This is a genomic window from Nitrobacter sp. TKz-YC01 (assembly GCF_047824785.1).
GTDB lineage: Bacteria > Pseudomonadota > Alphaproteobacteria > Rhizobiales > Xanthobacteraceae > Nitrobacter.
The window spans coordinates 2612177-2629709 of sequence record NZ_CP181167.1 but is presented as its reverse complement, the minus strand read 5'-3'; the positions used below and the strand labels follow the sequence as shown (position 1 = coordinate 2629709).

General features: G+C 62.0%; 11 protein-coding genes. 6 read left to right on the top strand and 5 right to left on the bottom strand.

Annotated elements, in window-relative coordinates; all coding sequences use genetic code 11:
- Window positions 1-45: 45 nt before the first annotated feature.
- Together hpnH and ispH are read right to left on the bottom strand one after the other, a co-directional pair.
- A complete protein-coding gene (gene hpnH, locus ACMYR2_RS12515; RefSeq protein WP_416193018.1) occupies window positions 46-1215 on the bottom strand; it encodes an adenosyl-hopene transferase HpnH in 1170 nt (389 codons plus the stop codon).
- Between the two features lie 46 nt (window positions 1216-1261).
- On the bottom strand, window positions 1262-2188 hold the full coding sequence (gene ispH, locus ACMYR2_RS12510; protein ID WP_416194094.1) for a 4-hydroxy-3-methylbut-2-enyl diphosphate reductase: 927 nt from the start codon (window positions 2186-2188) through the stop codon (window positions 1262-1264).
- Window positions 2189-2751: 563 nt separating this feature from the next.
- Between ispH and ACMYR2_RS12505 the strand changes: the two genes are divergently transcribed.
- Complete coding sequence (locus tag ACMYR2_RS12505) at window positions 2752-5340, top strand: MMPL family transporter (RefSeq protein ID WP_416193017.1); 2589 nt, start codon at window positions 2752-2754, stop codon at window positions 5338-5340.
- On the opposite strand, the gene ACMYR2_RS12500 is transcribed toward ACMYR2_RS12505, so the two are convergent.
- Window positions 5308-5871 (bottom strand): DUF2147 domain-containing protein, encoded by a 564-nt coding sequence (locus tag ACMYR2_RS12500; RefSeq protein WP_347264142.1) that lies wholly within the window; start codon window positions 5869-5871, stop codon window positions 5308-5310. The two genes, ACMYR2_RS12505 and ACMYR2_RS12500, sit on opposite strands and share 33 nt — an antisense overlap.
- 193 nt (window positions 5872-6064) lie before the next feature.
- Between ACMYR2_RS12500 and hpnO the strand changes: the two genes are divergently transcribed.
- Together hpnO and ACMYR2_RS12490 are read left to right on the top strand one after the other, a co-directional pair.
- Window positions 6065-7456, top strand: a complete 1392-nt coding sequence (gene hpnO, locus ACMYR2_RS12495) for an aminobacteriohopanetriol synthase HpnO (RefSeq protein WP_347264137.1) — start codon at window positions 6065-6067, stop codon at window positions 7454-7456.
- Window positions 7457-7531: 75 nt separating this feature from the next.
- The gene (locus ACMYR2_RS12490; protein ID WP_347264136.1) at window positions 7532-8701 is read left to right on the top strand and encodes a M20 aminoacylase family protein; all 1170 of its coding nucleotides are present in this window, start codon (window positions 7532-7534) and stop codon (window positions 8699-8701) included.
- Window positions 8702-8835: 134 nt separating this feature from the next.
- Here ACMYR2_RS12490 and ACMYR2_RS12485 read toward each other — a convergent pair whose 3' ends face one another.
- Together ACMYR2_RS12485 and ACMYR2_RS12480 are read right to left on the bottom strand one after the other, a co-directional pair.
- On the bottom strand, window positions 8836-10278 hold the full coding sequence (locus ACMYR2_RS12485; RefSeq protein ID WP_347264135.1) for a UdgX family uracil-DNA binding protein: 1443 nt from the start codon (window positions 10276-10278) through the stop codon (window positions 8836-8838).
- Window positions 10275-11519, bottom strand: a complete 1245-nt coding sequence (locus ACMYR2_RS12480) for a putative DNA modification/repair radical SAM protein (protein ID WP_347264134.1) — start codon at window positions 11517-11519, stop codon at window positions 10275-10277. Before ACMYR2_RS12480 ends, ACMYR2_RS12485 begins: the two co-directional genes overlap by 4 nt.
- 165 nt (window positions 11520-11684) lie before the next feature.
- On the opposite strand from ACMYR2_RS12480, the gene ACMYR2_RS12475 reads away from it, so the two are divergent.
- The 3 genes from ACMYR2_RS12475 to ACMYR2_RS12465 are packed head-to-tail and all read left to right on the top strand — an operon-like array spanning window position 11685 to window position 17495.
- The gene (locus tag ACMYR2_RS12475; protein ID WP_347264133.1) at window positions 11685-12497 is read left to right on the top strand and encodes a DNA repair protein; all 813 of its coding nucleotides are present in this window, start codon (window positions 11685-11687) and stop codon (window positions 12495-12497) included.
- A gap of 40 nt (window positions 12498-12537) precedes the next feature.
- The gene (locus ACMYR2_RS12470) at window positions 12538-13977 is read left to right on the top strand and encodes a DNA polymerase Y family protein (RefSeq protein ID WP_416194093.1); all 1440 of its coding nucleotides are present in this window, start codon (window positions 12538-12540) and stop codon (window positions 13975-13977) included.
- On the top strand, window positions 13974-17495 hold the full coding sequence (locus ACMYR2_RS12465; RefSeq protein ID WP_347264132.1) for an error-prone DNA polymerase: 3522 nt from the start codon (window positions 13974-13976) through the stop codon (window positions 17493-17495). The genes ACMYR2_RS12470 and ACMYR2_RS12465 overlap by 4 nt, the downstream gene beginning before the upstream one ends.
- The last annotated feature ends 38 nt before the right edge of the window (window positions 17496-17533 follow it).

Below are 17533 nucleotides of genomic sequence, written 5' to 3'. Positions count from 1 at the left end.
TTATTGCCGTGAGCCTGCCGGGCTGCGGCCTGTCGCGGAAAAGTCTCACGCCGCGGTAGAGGCCTTCTGCTCCTTTGCCGCCTGTTTGGCGGCGGCGGCGGCAGCTTCATCCTTGCGGATTTCCGACAGCTTCTTCTGAACCTGCTCGGCGAAGATGTACTGCGCGGGACGCTGCTTGCTGAGGTCGATCTCGGGCGCCATCGGACCCGTGGTCCGAACCCCGCGCAATGCCACCCACATGGTCTTGAGCGGATTGTTCAAAGCGGCGGTGGCGGCGGTCGGCTCATATCCGCAGTGCGCCATGCAGTTGGCGCACTTTTCATACTTGCCGGTCCCGTAGGAATCCCAGTCGGTGGTCTCCATGAGTTCCTTGAAGGTTTTGGTATAGCCTTCGCCGAGCAGGTAGCAGGGTTTCTGCCAGCCGAAAATGTTGCGCGCCGGCATTCCCCAGGGCGTGCAATGATATTCCTGATTGCCGGCGAGGAAGTCGAGGAACAGGCTGGAGTGCATGAAACTCCACTTCTTGCGCTTGCCGAGCGCGAAGACATCACGAAACAGTTTCTTGGTCTTGGTGCGGTTCAGGAAGTGCTCCTGATCTGGCGCGCGCTCATAGGCGTAACCCGGTGACATCGAGACGCCGACGCCAAGCTCGGCCGTGAAGTCGAGGAACTTCGCGATTTCTTCGGCCGGATAGTTGTCGAAGATCGTGGCGTTGACGTTGACGGTGAAACCCCGCGCCTTCGCAGCCTTGATGGCGGAAACCGCGCGGTCGAACACGCCCTCCTGGCATACCGACTTGTCGTGGTGCTCGCGCAGGCCGTCGAGATGGACGGAGAAAAACAGATAGGGCGAGGGCTCGAACAGATCGAGCTTTTTCTCCAGCAGGAGCGCGTTGGTGCAGAGCGAGACGAACTTCTTGCGCGCGACCAGTCCGCGCACGATCTCGCCGATCTCCTTGTGGATCAGCGGTTCGCCGCCCGGAATGGCGACCATCGGCGCCCCGCATTCCTCGGCGGCGTCCCAGCATTCCTGAGCGCTCATGCGACGGTTCAAGATCGCATCGGGGTAGTCGATTTTGCCGCATCCGGCGCATCCGAGGTTGCAGCGGAAGAGTGGCTCCAGCATCAGCACAAGCGGATAGCGCTTGCGGCCCATCAGTTTCTGCTTGATCAGATAGCCGCTGATCTTCAGTTCTTTGAAAAACGGTATTGCCATAATCGAGTGTTCTTTCGGGAGTTAACAGCTGAAAATCTGAAAGGGATCAAGCTGAGGTGAGTTCAGAGGGAAGCCGGAATTCAATGTTCTCTTCGCGTCCCGGCAGGACCGAGACAGCGACCGGCCTGATGCGCTTCAAGGCCTCGATAACGTCGTCCACCAGGACTTCCGGAGCCGAAGCGCCCGCCGTAACGCCCACCGCTTTCGCCCCTTCCAGCCACTCGGCGTTGAGTTCGCTACCGTCCGCGATGAGATAACTGGCGACACCGACCTCGGTGCCAATTTCCCGCAGCCGGTTTGAATTGGAACTATTGGCTGCGCCGACCACCAGAATAACGTCCACCAGCTTGCTCAGGTCTCTTACCGCGGATTGACGATTCTGCGTTGCATAGCAGATATCCCGCGTGTCGGGGCCTTGAATATCAGTAAAACGCTGCTGGAGGGCGAGGATGATATCCTTGGTGTCATCGACGCTCAGCGTTGTCTGCGTGATGTAGGCCACCGGCGTATCCGAAGGCAGCGTCAGGGCGGCGACGTCGTCGACATTCTGAACAAGCAGGACGGGGCCTGGAACCTGTCCCATGGTTCCCTCGACCTCGGGATGGCCGGCATGGCCGATCAGGATCAGGGTCCGGCCCTTGGACGTGTAGCGCTTGCCCTGGTTGTGAACCTTGGTGACGAGCGGGCAGGTGGCGTTGAGCACGGGAAGGCCGCGAGCGGCGGCGGCTTCTTCCACGCTTCGCGCCACGCCGTGGGCACTGAATACGGTCACCGCCTTCGGCGGAACCTCCGACAGATCCTCGACGAAAATTGCCCCCTTATTCTTCAGGCTTTCGACGACGTATTTGTTGTGTACGATCTCGTGGCGGACATACACTGGGGGACCGTACTTCTCCAGCGCGCGCTCGACAGTCTCGATCGCGCGGACGACGCCTGCGCAGAATCCGCGCGGCTGCGCCAGCAGAACTTCAATCGGACGAGGATCAGTCAATTTGCACCTTATGCATTATGCTGTAACTCCATATAGAACCGGGTCGTCTTCTCAAATCGCGCGCGCCTTCAAGAAATGTCACAGACGTATAATCTGCGAGCCGTCATTTCCGGGTTTCAAAGCCATGACATATATGGGATTTGCGGCAGAACAAAACGCTCCAATGCCGCAGACTTCTAGCCCGCGGCCGATCCTGGAACAAGACCTCTGGTATCATGATATAGGACTAGCCTGCCTGAATGGCCCTCACTCATTCGTCACTTGCCGTTCATGGAGTCGACTATATCAAGGTGCTTGAACCATCGGCAATCTCCCGAACCAAAGTCCTCCGCGGGTGTTACGCACCTTATCCATGTCTCTGAAATAGCATAAAAAGTTCATTACGGCGTTTTCGAGCGAAGCAGGTGACGCTTCGCGTGAAGAAAACGCGTCGAAACAACGATCTGGAGTTCCGCTTCTGATTCAGTCACAAGCGAAAATGCTCTGGATCAGGCCGAAAAACCACTGATGGTGCGTATCCGTATACGGTAGCAGAAAGAAAGAATGTGCTGACAAGTACTGTTGTTTCAATCGTTAAGGTTTGCACGCGTTTTGCCTGGGCTACTGCATTGATTGCGACCGTCCTGGCCGCCGGCGCCGTCTTCTATTCGGTGAAGAATTTCGAAATAAACACGGATATCAATAGGTTAATTTCGCCCGACCTGGATTGGCGGCAGCGCGACATCGCGTTCGAGAAGGCGTTCGATCGGGAAAGGCTGATCCTTGCGGTCGTGGAGGCTCCCACGGCGGAGTTTGCCAGCGCCGCCGGCGCCATGCTGGCCGCTAAGCTCGCCGAGAATCATCGCCACTTCGAATCGGTTCAACTCCTGGGTGGAGGGTCGTTTTTCGAGCGCAACGGCCTGTTGTTCCTCCCCACGGAGGAGGTCAAGCAACTGACCGGCCAATTCGGCGAGGCCGCGCCGCTGGTTGAGATCATGGCCGGCGATCCGAGCTTGCGCGGGCTGACCGCCGCTCTCGAAACCGCGCTGGTCGGCTTGAAGCGGGGGCAGTTCGAGCTCGACAGCACCGCGAGGCCGTTCTCGCTGATCGCCCAGGGCGTCGAGGACGTCGTGACCAAGGGAAACGGCACCTTCTCCTGGCGCCAGCTTGCAAGCGACAAGCCGCTGCCGGATTCCGATCGCCGCTCGCTGATCCAGATCAAGCCGTACCTCGATTTCAATGCGCTGGAGCCCGGCAAGGACGCCACCGATGCGATCCGCAACACCGCCTCCGATCTGGATATCGCCGGCAAGTTCGGGGCGCGCGTCCGGCTGACCGGGCCGGTTCCGATCGCCAACGAGGAATTCGCCACCGTTCAGGAGGGCGCGGTCGTCAACGGCGTGGGGACGGTGCTGATCGTGCTGGTGATCCTCTGGCTGGCGTTGCGCTCGCCGAAAATCATCGTTGCGGTGTCCGCAACGCTGTTCATCGGATTGGCGATCACGACGGCGGTCGGCCTGATGATGGTGACATCGCTCACGCTGCTGTCGATCGCCTTTGCCGTGCTGTTTGTCGGCCTCGGCGTTGATTTCGGCATCCAGTATAGCGTCCGCTATCGTTCCGAGCGTTTCAAGTCCGACGATCTGGAAAAGGCGTTGGTGGTGGCGGCGAAGCGTTCCTCGGTTCCGCTGTCGCTGGCGGCGATGGCGACGGCGGCGGGCTTCCTGTCGTTCATGCCGACGGATTACAAGGGCGTTTCGGAACTCGGCAAAATCGCCGGCGTGGGCATGATGATTGCGTTTTTCGCAAGCATCACCATTCTTCCGGCCTTGCTGCGCATCCTGAACCCGCCGGGCGAGAAAGAGCCGGTCGGCTACGCGTTTCTGGCTCCGCTCGATCGTTTTCTCGAAGACCATCGCGTGGCGATCGTCGGCGGCACGGTTGCGGTCGTCGTTCTCGGCGCGCCTGCGCTTTACTTCCTGCGGTTCGATTTCAATCCGATCCACCTCAGGAGCGCCAAGGTCGAGTCGATTGCGACCTATCTGGATTTGCGAAGAGATCCCGATACCGGCGCGAACGCCATCAATGTGATGGTCAAGTCCGAGCAGGAAGCGAGGCAGGTCGAGGCCCGGCTCGCCGAGGTGCCTGAAGTCGCAAGCACCCGGTCGCTCGATACTTTTGTGCCGGCGGACCAGCTTGCGAAGCTCAAGCTGATCGCGAACGGCGCCAAAATCCTTGATCCCGCGCTCAATCCCGATTCGATCGATCCGCCGCCCTCGGACGAGGAGAATATCGATGCGCTGAAGGCCACCGCCGATAGCCTGCGGAAGGCGGCCGGCACTCATCAGGGGGCGGGGGCCGCGGCCGCGAAACGGCTGGCTGATGATCTGAGCCGGCTGGCGGAGTCGAACCAGGCCACGCGCGAGAAAGCGCAAGCCGCGTTCGTCGAGCCGCTTAAGATCATGTTCGATCAGCTTCGCAACTTGCTGAAGGCGGAGCCCGTCACGCTGGAATCCCTGCCGCCGGATTTCGTGAATCTCTGGAAGAGCGAGGACGGCATTACGCGTGTCGAAGTGTTGCCGCGCGGGGATCCGGACGACAATGAAACGCTGCGGAAATTTGCCAGCGCCGTGCTCGCCGCCGCGCCCAACGCGATCGGCGGACCGGTATCGATTCTCAAGTCCGGCGACACCATCGTCAAGGCGTTCATCGAGGCCGGGCTGTGGGCTTTGATCTCCATCAGCATCCTGCTCTGGCTGGCACTGCGCCGAATTACCGATGTGCTGCTGACGCTGGTACCGCTGCTGGTGGCCGGAGCCGTCACGCTGGAGATATGCGTGTTGATCGGACTCCCGCTCAACTTCGCCAACATCGTGGCGCTGCCGTTGCTGCTCGGCGTCGGCGTGGCGTTCAAGATCTATTATGTCACGGCCTGGCGATCCGGCAGAACGAACCTGCTGCAATCAAGCCTGACAAGGGCGATCTTCTTCAGCGCTCTGACAACCGCGACTGCTTTCGGGAGCCTGTGGCTGTCGAGTCATCCGGGCACGGCAAGTATGGGTAAGCTACTGGCGCTGTCGCTCTTCACCACACTTGCCGCAGTGTTGCTGTTTCAGCCCGCGTTAATGGGCCGCCCCCGCGATGTCGGGAAGTAGGCAGATGTCGCCGACAGGATCATCTGACGCCGTGCCGGTGGTTGCTGCCTTGTTTTTGGACGAGGTTTTGTGTGGTTTCGATTGAGCGGTCTTGGCTGTGCCTGTCTTTGAGGTAGCCGCGCCAGGACCGTTGGACGCACTGCTCGAAATCGGTGGGCCGACGCGGGTCCACGTCTCGCCGCCGCAAAGAAAGCCGAGGACGCAACCTTCGATCTCGAGTTGATCAGGCGATGCAAGCTTGATCGTCGACTCGTATGTCTTGCCGTCCTTTGCGTTGTAGACTTGGCCCTCCCACGCATCCTTGTCGGCCTTCTTCTTCATTTCCAGAAGGATCGGCATTCCGAGCGTCGGCCGGCTCCTCTTGGAGGCGTCCGGATTGTTCTGATCGACGCCGCCTGGCTTTTTCTCCCACGCAACCACGCCCCACATCGAGCCGTTGCATTCGGCGACGCGAATGTTGGCGACCCCCTCGGCAACGCGCCAGTCACCGGTCGGATCAGCCGCTCCGGCGACACCGGAACTCACCGTCATCACGGTTGCCGCGACAAGGGAAGTCACGGCGGAAGTCCTGCAATAATCTAAAATACGCATGGGATGTCTCGAGCGCTGGAGCATATTTTCAAGCCTGTGCTGAGGATAGAGGATTGGGGATCAGTGACAAAGTCGAATGCCGTATTCACGTTTTTCAGTTGACGAAGCGGCCATCAACCGAACTATGTAGCGAATGCTATATCCAAATCTAGACGTTTCCGAGATGTTTGTGGAGCGGCAGTCGCAACGCAGCGCGATGCACGTCCGCCATCTCAATGAACAGCTTGTCAGGGTTCTGAAGACCATCGGCTATGACGTTGGTTTCCAAAGCGGGCAGGGTCAATATCTGGTCGATCGCGATGGCGCGCGTTATCTTGATCTACTGAGCGGGTTTGGCGTTTTTGCGATCGGCCGGAACCATCCGGTGTTGCGGCATGCCCTGAAAAGCGTCCTCGACAGTGACCTTCCCAATCTCGTGCAGATGGATGTCTCCACGCTGGCCGGCGTTCTGGCCGAGCGGCTGCTCGATCATATTCCTTATCTCGACAAGGTGTTTTTCGCGAATTCCGGAGCGGAAAGCGTCGAGGCCGCCATCAAGTTCGCGCGTGTCGCCACCGGGCGGACCGGTATCTTGTACTGCGATCACGGCTACCATGGCCTGACCTACGGTGCGCTCTCGCTGACGGACGACAAGAATTTCCGTGGTGGATTCGATCCTCTGCTGCCGGATTGCAAGGTGATTCCCTTCAACGATCTGGCCGCGCTGGAGCAGGCGCTGTCGTCGCGCCAGATTGCGGCCCTCATCGTCGAGCCGATCCAGGGCAAGGGCGTCAATATGCCCACCGATGAGTTCCTGCCGGGAGCCGCCGCGTTGTGTCGCAAATATGGCACGCTGTTCGTGGCGGATGAAATTCAAACCGGCATCGGCCGGACCGGACGGTTTCTGGCCGTCGAGCACTGGAACGTCGAGCCTGACATGGTGCTGCTGGCCAAGGCGTTGTCCGGCGGTCATGTGCCGATCGGCGTGGTGCTGACCCGCAAGCACATCTTTGATAAAGTATTCAACCGGATGGATCGCGCCGTCGTGCACGGTTCGACATTCGCCAAGAACGATCTTGCGATGGCGGCCGGCATTGCCACGCTTGAAGTGCTGAAAGCCGAGAATCTGATTGAGAACGCGGCGCGGCGCGGCGCGGAATTGCAGTCGGCGCTCAACCGCATGGTGCCAGGCTTTGAGCTTCTGAAGGAGGTGCGCGGCAAGGGCCTGATGATCGGCGTCGAGTTCGGGCCGCCGAAGTCGCTGCGCCTGAGAGCATCCTGGAATCTGTTGGAAACCGCCAACAAGGGTCTGTTCTGCCAGCTAATCACCGTTCCGTTGTTCAAGGATCACAAGATCCTCACCCAGGTCGCCGGTCACGGCAGCCATACGATCAAGCTGCTGCCGCCGCTCATCATCAATGAGGAAGACTGCACGTGGATCGAGACCTCGTTTGACAGCGTCATTGCCGCAAGCCATCAGGTTCCAGGTGCGATCTGGTCGCTCGGCAAGACCTTGATGGATAACGCCGTTCGCAAGTCGGCGTGACGCCGCTATCGTCTGCTGAACGGGTGCAATCAAATGCGCCGGGAGATCTTTGCCGCCCGGCCCGGAAACTCAAAGATGCCTGTCGTCAACCGCGTTGCCGATCTGCAATCCGATATCGCCAGCTGGCGCAGGGATATCCACGCCCATCCGGAACTGCTTTACGACGTTCCCCGCACCGCCGCGTTCGTGGCCGACCGCTTGCGGGAGTTCGGCTGTGACGAGATCGTAACCGGCCTAGGCAGGACCGGCGTCGTCGGCGTCATCAAGGGCAGACGCCCGGCTGGCGGGGAGGTCAAGGTGATCGGTTTGCGCGCCGACATGGACGCGCTGCCGATCCAGGAGGAAACCAACCTGCCTTACGCTTCGTCGGCAGCCGGCAGGATGCATGCCTGCGGTCATGACGGCCACACCGCGATGTTGCTCGGCGCCGCGCGCTATCTCGCGGAGACGCGGAACTTCGCCGGCGAGGCGATCGTGATCTTTCAGCCGGCGGAAGAGGGCGGCGCGGGAGCCGCGGCGATGATCAAGGACGGACTGATGGATCGCTTCAGGATCGATCAGGTCTATGGCATGCATAACCTGCCCGGCGTTCCGCTCGGGGCCTTCGCGATCCGGCCGGGGCCGATCATGGCGGCGACCGACAGTGTCGATTTCAGGATCGAGGGTCACGGCGGCCACGCCGCGCGTCCGCATCTGTGTATCGACCCGGTGCTGGCCGGCTCGCAGCTTGTCATGGCGCTGCAATCGATCGTGTCGCGTAATGTCGATCCGCTGGAATCGGCGGTGATCTCCATATGCGAGTTTCGCGCCGGCAGTACCCGCAACGTCATTCCCCAGACGGTCGAGTTGCGCGGAACCGTCCGCACCCTGAAGGCCGACGTGCGCGACCAGATGGAGAAGCGGATTCGGGAGGTCGCCGCCGGCGTGGCGCTGACAACCGGCGCCCGCGTCGATGTCAAATTCCGGCGCGGCTATCCGGTCACGGTGAATCACCCCGAGCAGACGGAAACCGCGATCAGGATCGCGAAAGAGATTGCTGGTGACAGCAATGTTCACGGGACGCCGCCGATGATGGGTGGGGAGGATTTCGCCTATATGCTGGAAGCCCGTCCCGGCGCTTTCATCTTCATCGGCAATGGCGATAGCGCGGGCCTGCATCATCCCGCCTACAACTTCAACGACGACGCCATCGCATATGGCTCGTCGTACTGGATCAGGCTGGTCGAGACCACGCTGGCTGCCTGAGCGCAGCCGCTATTGGGATTCGAGTCATTGGCGGCTTTAACAATCTCAAGCTTCTTCTGATTCAATCAGAAGCGGCGATGCTCTGGCGAATCCTTGATCCGTGGCGTCGCCGGTGATGATGCCTGCTCTGTCTTTCACGCCGCCCGGTCGCGATGCAGTTGCGTCGCGGCAATTTTCAGATCGTCGACGAAGCGCTCATATTCGCGGACTCTGGCGTCCTCGTCCGGCAGCCGCAGCAGATAGGACGGATGCACCGTCACCAGCGCCTTGCGCCCGTCTTTCATGTCGATCAGCCGTCCGCGCGACTTGTTGATCGGTGTGATCTTTCCGAACACGCTTTGCGCGGCGGTTGAGCCCATCGCCACCACCAGCGCCGGATTGATCGCCGCCAGTTCGCGCTCGTACCATGGGCGGCACGCCCTGATTTCCGGCGTGTTCGGCTTCTGGTGCAGCCTGATCTTTCCGCGCGGCACGAACTTGAAGTGCTTCACGGCATTGGTGACGTAAACTTTCGTGCGGTCGATTCCGGCTTCCTTGAGTGCGCGGTCAAGCATCTGTCCTGCCGGGCCGACGAACGGCTTTCCCGCGAGGTCTTCCTTGTCGCCGGGCTGCTCGCCCACCAGCATGACCTGTGCGTGCGCCGGTCCCTCGCCGAACACGGTCTGCGTCGCATCCTTCCAGAGAGGACAGGCGCGGCAGCCGGCGGCCTCTTCGCGGAGGCTTGAGAGGCTGTCATGGGATGACGATTGGCGTGCCATCGGCTGCTCCCGCTGCTGCGGTTTCCTGGGCGCGGTGGCCTCGGCCGCGATCATCTCGCTCGAGGCGCGGCCTGCGTTCGCGACCAGGGATTTAATCAGCGAAACCTCGGGCAGGTTCCGCCAGTATTTCTTCGGCATTTCGGTCTGCATCGCCTTCACCTTGAGGCGGGCCGGGTTGAAAATGCTGGCGTAATAGCTGCGCCAGACCTCTTCGAGCCTGTCTTCGGTCGGCGCCTCGTCGCGGCTGACGCCCGGCGTGAACGACAACCGGTGACCGTTCCAATGCGCACAGATGTCGGGCGTCAGAATCGACCAGTTCATGTCTGCGAAACGCCGCATGAAAAATGGAGCGGCGAGTTCGACGATGTGATGCTCGGGCTCGAACCAGGCGATGAAATGGGTGTCCCGTTCACGGGCGATCTCGCGAAACCGCACGAAGGCGTGCATCTTGTGTTCGTCGCGACGGACCGCCCTGACCATGTCCCTTATTCTGACGACATCCTGGTCGGTGGCGATATCAAGCAGATCGTGGTTCATGCGTAGTCGCCACAGCAGGCTATAGAGCAGGGCAAACCGCTCGGGATCGCGATGCAGGATCGCCGCCTGCGCGAGTTCGATGAATTGCGCGGGAACGTTGAAGGTGCCGACAAGCGGCCCGTCGGGTAGAACCGCAGCGGTGGGTGCGAACAGGTCCGGCTCGTTGCCGGACGTGCGCCAGACCACATCGCGCGGGGCGACATCGTTGAGCGCGAGCGCGCGGGCGGCGCGGCGCCAGCCGTCGAAATCGGTTTCGCTGTCGAGGATGATGTGGCGGGTCAAAATCCGAACCCCAGTTGCGCGGCTTTCGGCTTCAGTTGCTTCGCCAGCGTCATGCTCTCCAGGACCTTCGGCGACGGCCGGTGGTCGGCAAGAACGATGAAGGGCAATGCCTTGTTCCTGGGGACGTGCAGGCGCGAAAGGTCCGCCGCGCGGATCGAGGTGTAACGTCGCGCGGAGAGAATGCGGTCCACGGCTTTGGCTCCAAAACCCGGCACCCGTAGCAGTTCTTCCCGGCTGGCGCGGTTGATGTCGAGCGGAAAGCGATCGCGGTGGCGCAGCGCCCAGGCGAGTTTCGGATCGATGTCGAGCGGCAGCATCGGGTTCGTGGCATCGACGATCTCGCTGATGTCGAAGCCATAGAAGCGCATCAGCCAATCGGCCTGATACAGCCGATGCTCACGCATGAGAGGCGGAGCGCTCAGGGGCAGGGCGCGGCTTGCGTCGGGGATCGGGCTGAAGGCCGAGTAATAGACGCGCTTGAGGCGGTACGAGCCGTAGAGGTTGGCGCTTGTGCTCAAAATCGTTCGATCCGATGCGGCATCGGCGCCGACGATCATCTGCGTGGTCTGGCCGGCCGGCGCGAAGCGTGGCGCTCTTGAGCCGGATGCGGCGGCGGCTTTCTTGGTGGCGCTCGTTTCATCAAGCTTGAGACGCAATCGTCCCATGGTTCGGCGGATGGCGCGCACATCCTTCTCGGGCGCGAGTTTCGCGAGGCTGTTCTCCTCCGGCATCTCGATGTTGATGGAGAGGCGATCGGCATATTTGCCGGCCTCCGTGATCAAGTCATCATTCGCCTCGGGAATGGTCTTGAGATGGATGTAGCCGCGAAAGCGATGCTCCTCGCGTAGTTTGCGCGCGACAGCGACCACCTGCTCCATGGTGTAGTCCGCGCTGCGGATGATGCCGGAAGAGAGAAACAGCCCTTCGATATAATTGCGGCGATAGAAGTCGATGGTCAGCCTGACCACTTCGTCGATGGTGAAGCGGGCGCGCGGCACATTCGACGATGCTCGGTTGACGCAATAGAGGCAGTCGTAGTTGCAGGCATTGGTCAGCAGCACCTTCAGCAGCGAAATGCAGCGTCCGTCCGGCGCATAGGAATGGCAGATGCCCATGCCGGGAGCGGTCGAGCCGAGACCCTTGCCGTCGCGGCTGTCCCGCTGCTCCGTGCCGCTGGAGGCGCAGGAAGCGTCGTATTTGGCGGCGTCAGCCAGGATTTCCAGCTTGCGTTGCAGGTTCATGCTTTCCCATCCTTTGGCATCACAACCAAAACGAGGCTGGCGATCCTGGGTGAAGGGTCGCCGGAAAGTCCCGGTTGACTCTTGGCCATGGCCGACATTTACTAGAACATATAGTGAACATTAAGGCTTGTCATCGGTTCTGATGTCACGGACGGATTTTTGATCATGCCTGGAACCGGAAGCAGCGCGGAGAAGCTTGCGCGCCTGCGTGACCGCATCGCGCGGCTCGAGACCTGTCATGGCAGAGGGATATCGGACAGGGCGGCGCTCGATCACGGGGAGATGGATGCGGTGTTGCAGGGCGGGCTCTCGCGCGGCGCCGTGCATGAGGTGTTCGCGGAGGGACGGCACAGCGCGGCTGCGACCGGATTCATCGCAGGTCTTGCGCAGCGGGTGCGCGCGAACCGGCCGCTGCTTTGGGTGCGGCAGGATTTTGCCGCACGCGAATCCGGCGCGTTGTCGATGTGCGGATGGCGCGAACTCGGTCTTGATCCGCGTCTTCTGGTGATGGTCCACGTGCCCGATGCGGAGAGCGCGCTGCGGACGGCATCCGATGCGCTGGCCTGCGATGCGCTCGGCGCCGTGGTGATGGAAATATGGGGCGAGACGCGTCTGTTCGATCTCGTCGCCAGCCGCAGGCTGACGCTGGCCGCGCGTCATTCCGGCGTCACCGGGTTGCTGCTGCGGGTGGCGGCGACGCCGCTGCCTTCGGCGGCGGAGACACGGTGGATCGTGCGCCCGGCGGCGAGCCGGCCGTGCGCGGCCTGGCAGGCATGGGGGGCGCCCGTCTTCGAAACCCGGCTTGTGCGTCATCGTCATGGCCAGACCGGCCGGTGGATCATGGAATGGAAATGTGATGAGTGCCTTTTCCGTAACGTCTCCGGCTTCGGCCCGCAGGCGCATCCTCAGCCTGTGGCTGCCGCGCCTGCCGGCCGACCGCATCCGGCGCGAGTCGTTCCGCTCCGGCGGACGGGATAACGGCCGGTCCTGCGTCATCGTCGCCAAACAAAACAACGCGCTGGTCATTTCCGCGCTCAATGACGCGGCCGCGTGCCTCGGCCTGACGGTCGGCCTGCCGCTGGCCAATGCCCGCGCGATCTGTCCCGACATCGACGTGTTCGATGCTGACGAGGCCGCGGACGCGCGGATCTTGAACGGCCTTGCCGGCTGGTGCGACCGCTTCACGCCGCTGGTGGCGCTCGATCCGCCGCATGGCCTGCTGCTGGACATCACCGGCTGCGCGCATCTGTTCGGCGGCGAGGCGGCGCTGATGAACGCGCTGTGCGGCGCGCTGACGCGACAGGGCTTTGCCGTCAGCGCGGCCATCGCCGGAACGCCGGCCTGTGCGCGGGCGCTGACGCGTCATGTTCATGGCCGGATCGTTGCGCCCGGCAAGGAACTGGAGGCCGTCGCGCCGCTGCCGGTGTTCACGCTGGGGGCGGATGATGAGATCACGCGCGGGCTGCGCCGCGCCGGTTTGAAAACCATCGGCGATGTCGCCGCACGCGGCCGCCATGAGATCGCCGCGCGTTTCGGCGCGGCTCTCACGGCGCTCCTGGAACAGGCGCTGGGGCAGGGCGACGTGCCCATCAACCCACGCAGGCCGCCGCCGGATTATATCGTCGAGAAGCGGTTTGCCGAGCCGATCGCCACCGACAGCGCGATCGCGATGACGCTGGCGGGTCTTGCGCGCACGCTGATCGTCGCGATGGAAAAACAGGGCAAGGGCGCGCGGCATCTGGAAGCGGGTTTTTTCCGCACCGACGGCGCGGTGCGCGTCATCGCGGTGGAGACCGGCCGTCCTGTCACGCGCGGCGAGATCGTCGATCGCCTGTTTCGTGAGCGGCTCGACGCGCTGGCCGACCCGCTCGACCCCGGTTTCGGCTTCGATCTGGTGCGGCTGTCCGCCGTGCGAACCGAATCCGTCGTGCAGGAGCAGCGCGACCTCGATGCACGCGTTCAGGACAATGACGAAGTGGCGGCGCTGATCGACCGCATCGCCGCGCGCATCGGCGGTCATCGCGTCGTGGTGCACCTGCCGCAGGATACTCATATTCCCGAACGCGGGGCGCTCTCATTGCCGGCGCAACAGCATCTCGTGGCGGCCATGCGCGCCGAGTGGCCCGCACCTGTCGGGAGCGAGCCGCCGCTGCGACCGTTGCGGATGTTTGCGCGGCCGGAGCCGATCGAGGTGAGGATGGCGGAGATTCCGGACAAACCGCCGCGTCATTTCGTCTGGCGGCGCGTCACCCATACGGTGGTTCGCGCCGAAGGCCCCGAGCGCATCGCGATGGAATGGTGGCGAGCGCGGAAGGGAAGGCCGACGCGGGATTATTTCCGGGTCGAGGATGAGACCGGATTGCGGTTCTGGCTCTATCGTGACGGACTATATGACGAAGTCGCCGAGAACGGAGAGGCCCTGCCGCCGGCATGGTTCGTGCACGGGATGTTCGCATGAAGCCGCCGCGCGACATTCCCGCCTATGCCGAAATCGGCATCGCCACCAACTTCTCGTTCCTTCATGGCGCGTCGCACCCGCAGGAGTATGTGCATCAGGCCAGCGAACTTCGGCTGCCTGTCATCGGCATTGCCGATCGCAACACGCTGGCGGGCGTGGTGCGCGCCTACACGGAGCTGAAAAACCCTGAGGTTCGTTACAAGCCGCGGCTGCTGATCGGGTCGCGCCTCGTTTTCATCGATGGTACGCCTGACATTCTCATCTATCCTCGGGATCGGGATGCTTACGGTCGGCTCTGCCAGTTGCTGACCCGCGGCAAGCTGGCCGCGGCGAAAGGCGAATGCCGTTTGAAGCTGGATGATCTTCTGGATTTTTCCGAAGGGCAGCTGCTTGTGCTGGCCTTGCCGCATCGTCTTGAAGCGGCGAAAGTCATGGAAGTGCTGAACCGGTTGATGCAGTCTCGCGCGGACGGCGTCTGGCTCGCGGCAAGCCTGCTCTATCGTGGCGACGATCGCCGCCGCCTGTTGCGATTGCAGCGGATCGCGGTCACCGCCCGCGTGCCGCTGCTTGCGACCAACGAAGTGCTGTATCATCACTTCGCGCGCCGTCCGTTGCAGGATGTCCTTACCTGCGTTCGCGAAAAGACCGCGATCGATGCCATCGGCCGAAGGCTTGAGCTCAATGCCGAGCGTCATCTGAAATCGGCGCAGGAGATGGAGAAGCTGTTTCGTGATCTGCCGGAAGCGATCTCCGAGACGGTCAGGTTCGCATCGCGCATCGATTTTACTCTCGATCAGCTCAGATATCAGTATCCGGACGAACCTGTGCCGCCGGGCAAAAGCGCGCAACGGCATCTTGAGGATCTGACATGGGCGGGTGCTCACAAGTATTTTTCGGTGCGTATTCCGCCCAGGACCAGGAAAGTCCTGCACAAGGAGTTGCGTCTGATCCGGCGGCTCAAATACGCGCATTACTTTCTCACCGTGCACGACATCGTGCGGTGGGCGCGCGATCAGGACATTCTCTGTCAGGGGCGCGGCTCGGCGGCGAATTCGGCGGTGTGTTACGTGCTCGGCGTCACATCGGTAGATCCTACCAAGGTCGACCTGCTGTTCGAGCGCTTCATCTCCAGGGAGCGGCTGGAGCCGCCTGATATCGACGTCGATTTCGAGCATTCGCGCCGCGAGGAGGTGATGCAGTATGTCTATCGCCGCTATGGCCGTCATCGCGCTGCGATCATCGCCACCGTCATTCACTATCGGCCGCGCAGCGCCATCCGTGCTGTTGGCAAGGCGTTGGGCCTGACCGAGGATGTCACGGCGGCGCTTGCCGACACGGTGTGGGGAAGCTGGGGTAAAGAGGTCAGCGACGCGCAGATCAGGCAGGCGGGATTTGATCCGCGGAACCCGATGGTGCGCCGCGCCGTCGCGCTCGCCACCGAGCTGATCGGGTTTCCGCGCCATCTGTCGCAGCATGTCGGCGGCTACGTGCTGACGCAGGACCGGCTCGACACCTATGTGCCGATCGGAAACGCTGCGATGGACGACCGCACCTTCATCGAGTGGGACAAGGACGATGTCGATGCGCTCCGGATGATGAAGGTCGATGTGCTCGCATTGGGAATGCTGACCTGCATCCGCAAATGTTTTGATCTGATAGCGGAGCACAAGGGAGAGCGGTGGGAGCTGGCGACGATTACGCAGGACGAAAAGCCGGTCTACGACATGCTGTGCCGCGGCGAATCCCTCGGCGTATTCCAGGTCGAAAGCCGCGCGCAGATGAACATGCTGCCGCGCTTGAGACCGCGCACGTTCTACGATCTCGTCATCGAGGTCGCCATCGTTCGTCCAGGCCCGATCCAGGGCGACATGGTGCATCCTTATCTGAAGCGCCGGGCCATGGACCCTGCGAGGATCGACTATCCTTATCCGAGGAACGGTGACAGGAACGAATTGCGCAACGTGCTGCACAAGACGCTCGGCGTGCCGCTGTTTCAGGAGCAGGCCATGCGCATCGCGATCGAAGCCGCGAAGTTCACATCCGAGGAAGCCAACGGCCTGCGCCGCGCCATGGCGACATTCCGTCATGTCGGCACCATCGGAAAATTCGAAGCCAAGATGGTCGGCAGCATGATCGCGCGCGGCTACGATCCGGTGTTCGCGAAAAACTGTTTCGAGCAGATCAAGGGATTCGGATCCTATGGTTTTCCCGAAAGCCACGCGGCGAGTTTTGCGCAGCTTGTCTATGTGTCCGCATGGCTGAAGTGTTTCCATCCGGACGCGTTCTGCTGCGGTCTTTTGAATTCGCAGCCGATGGGTTTTTACGCGCCGGCGCAGATCGTCGGTGATGCCCGCAAGAACGGCGTCGAGGTGCGTTTGATCGATGTCTCGTTCAGCCATTCGCAGAACACGCTGGAAGAGCGCGCAGGCAGGTATTGCGCCGTGCGTCTCGGCTTCCGCCAGATCGACGGATTCAAGTTTGATAAGGATGAGGAGCGAATCAGGCAGCAGGCGGTCGATAAGGAGTTGTTCCCTCCCCCCTTGTGGGGGAGGGTCAGGGAGGGGGGTGAGCTACAAGACCAGTGCTTGAGATGCCCCCCTCTCCACCTCTCCCCCACAAGGGGGGAGAGAGCAGGCAGTGCGTGGATTGGAACTTCAAACCCGCCATCGCGAGAGCAGCTATTTTCTTCTTCGCTGACATCCGGCGACTGGGGCGAGCGGATCGTGGCCGCGCGCCAACGCAGGCCCTTCGCCTCCATTGAGGACTTTGCTCGCGCCACGAAACTGCCGAAGCGCGCGCTGATTCTGCTGGCCGATGCCGATGCTTTTCGCTCGCTCAAGCTCGACCGCCGCGCGGCGCTGTGGGCGGTGCGCCGCCTGCCGGATGACGTGCCGCTGCCATTGTTCGAAAGCGCCATCGCGCGCGAGCTGCCTGACGAACATGCCGCGCCTCTGCCTCAGATGCCGCTATCCGAGCAGGTGGTCGCCGATTATCAGACCGTGCGGTTGTCGCTGAAGGGCCATCCGATGGAATTTTTGCGCGGGACATTATCAAACGAGGGCGTGGCGAGTTGCGCCGAGGTTTGTCATGCCAACAACGGTCGCCGTGTCAAATGTGCGGGCGTGGTGCTGGTGCGGCAGCGGCCGGGCAGCGCCAACGGCGTCGTCTTCATGACGCTGGAGGACGAGACCGGAATTGCCAACATCGTGGTGTGGCCGAAGATCATGGAGCGTTACCGCAAGGAGGTGATGGGCGCGCGGCTGATCGAGGTGGAGGGCCTCATCCAGAGCAGCCCGGAGCAGGTCGTGCATCTTGTCGCCAGCAGGCTCGCTGATCGTTCAGCCGAGCTTATGCATCTGGCGAATGACGCGCTGGCTTCCCGGCACCCGACGCCGCCGCCGGCCGCCCCGGCCGAACCGCTCAATGACGATCGCCGTGATCAGCCTGCGGATTCGGCGCAACGCGTCCGTCACCCCCGCAATATGCGTATCCTGCCCCGTTCGAGGGATTTTCATTGAAAAAGCCGTCTCTCTGTCGCAAGAGCGCGCTGTATCGA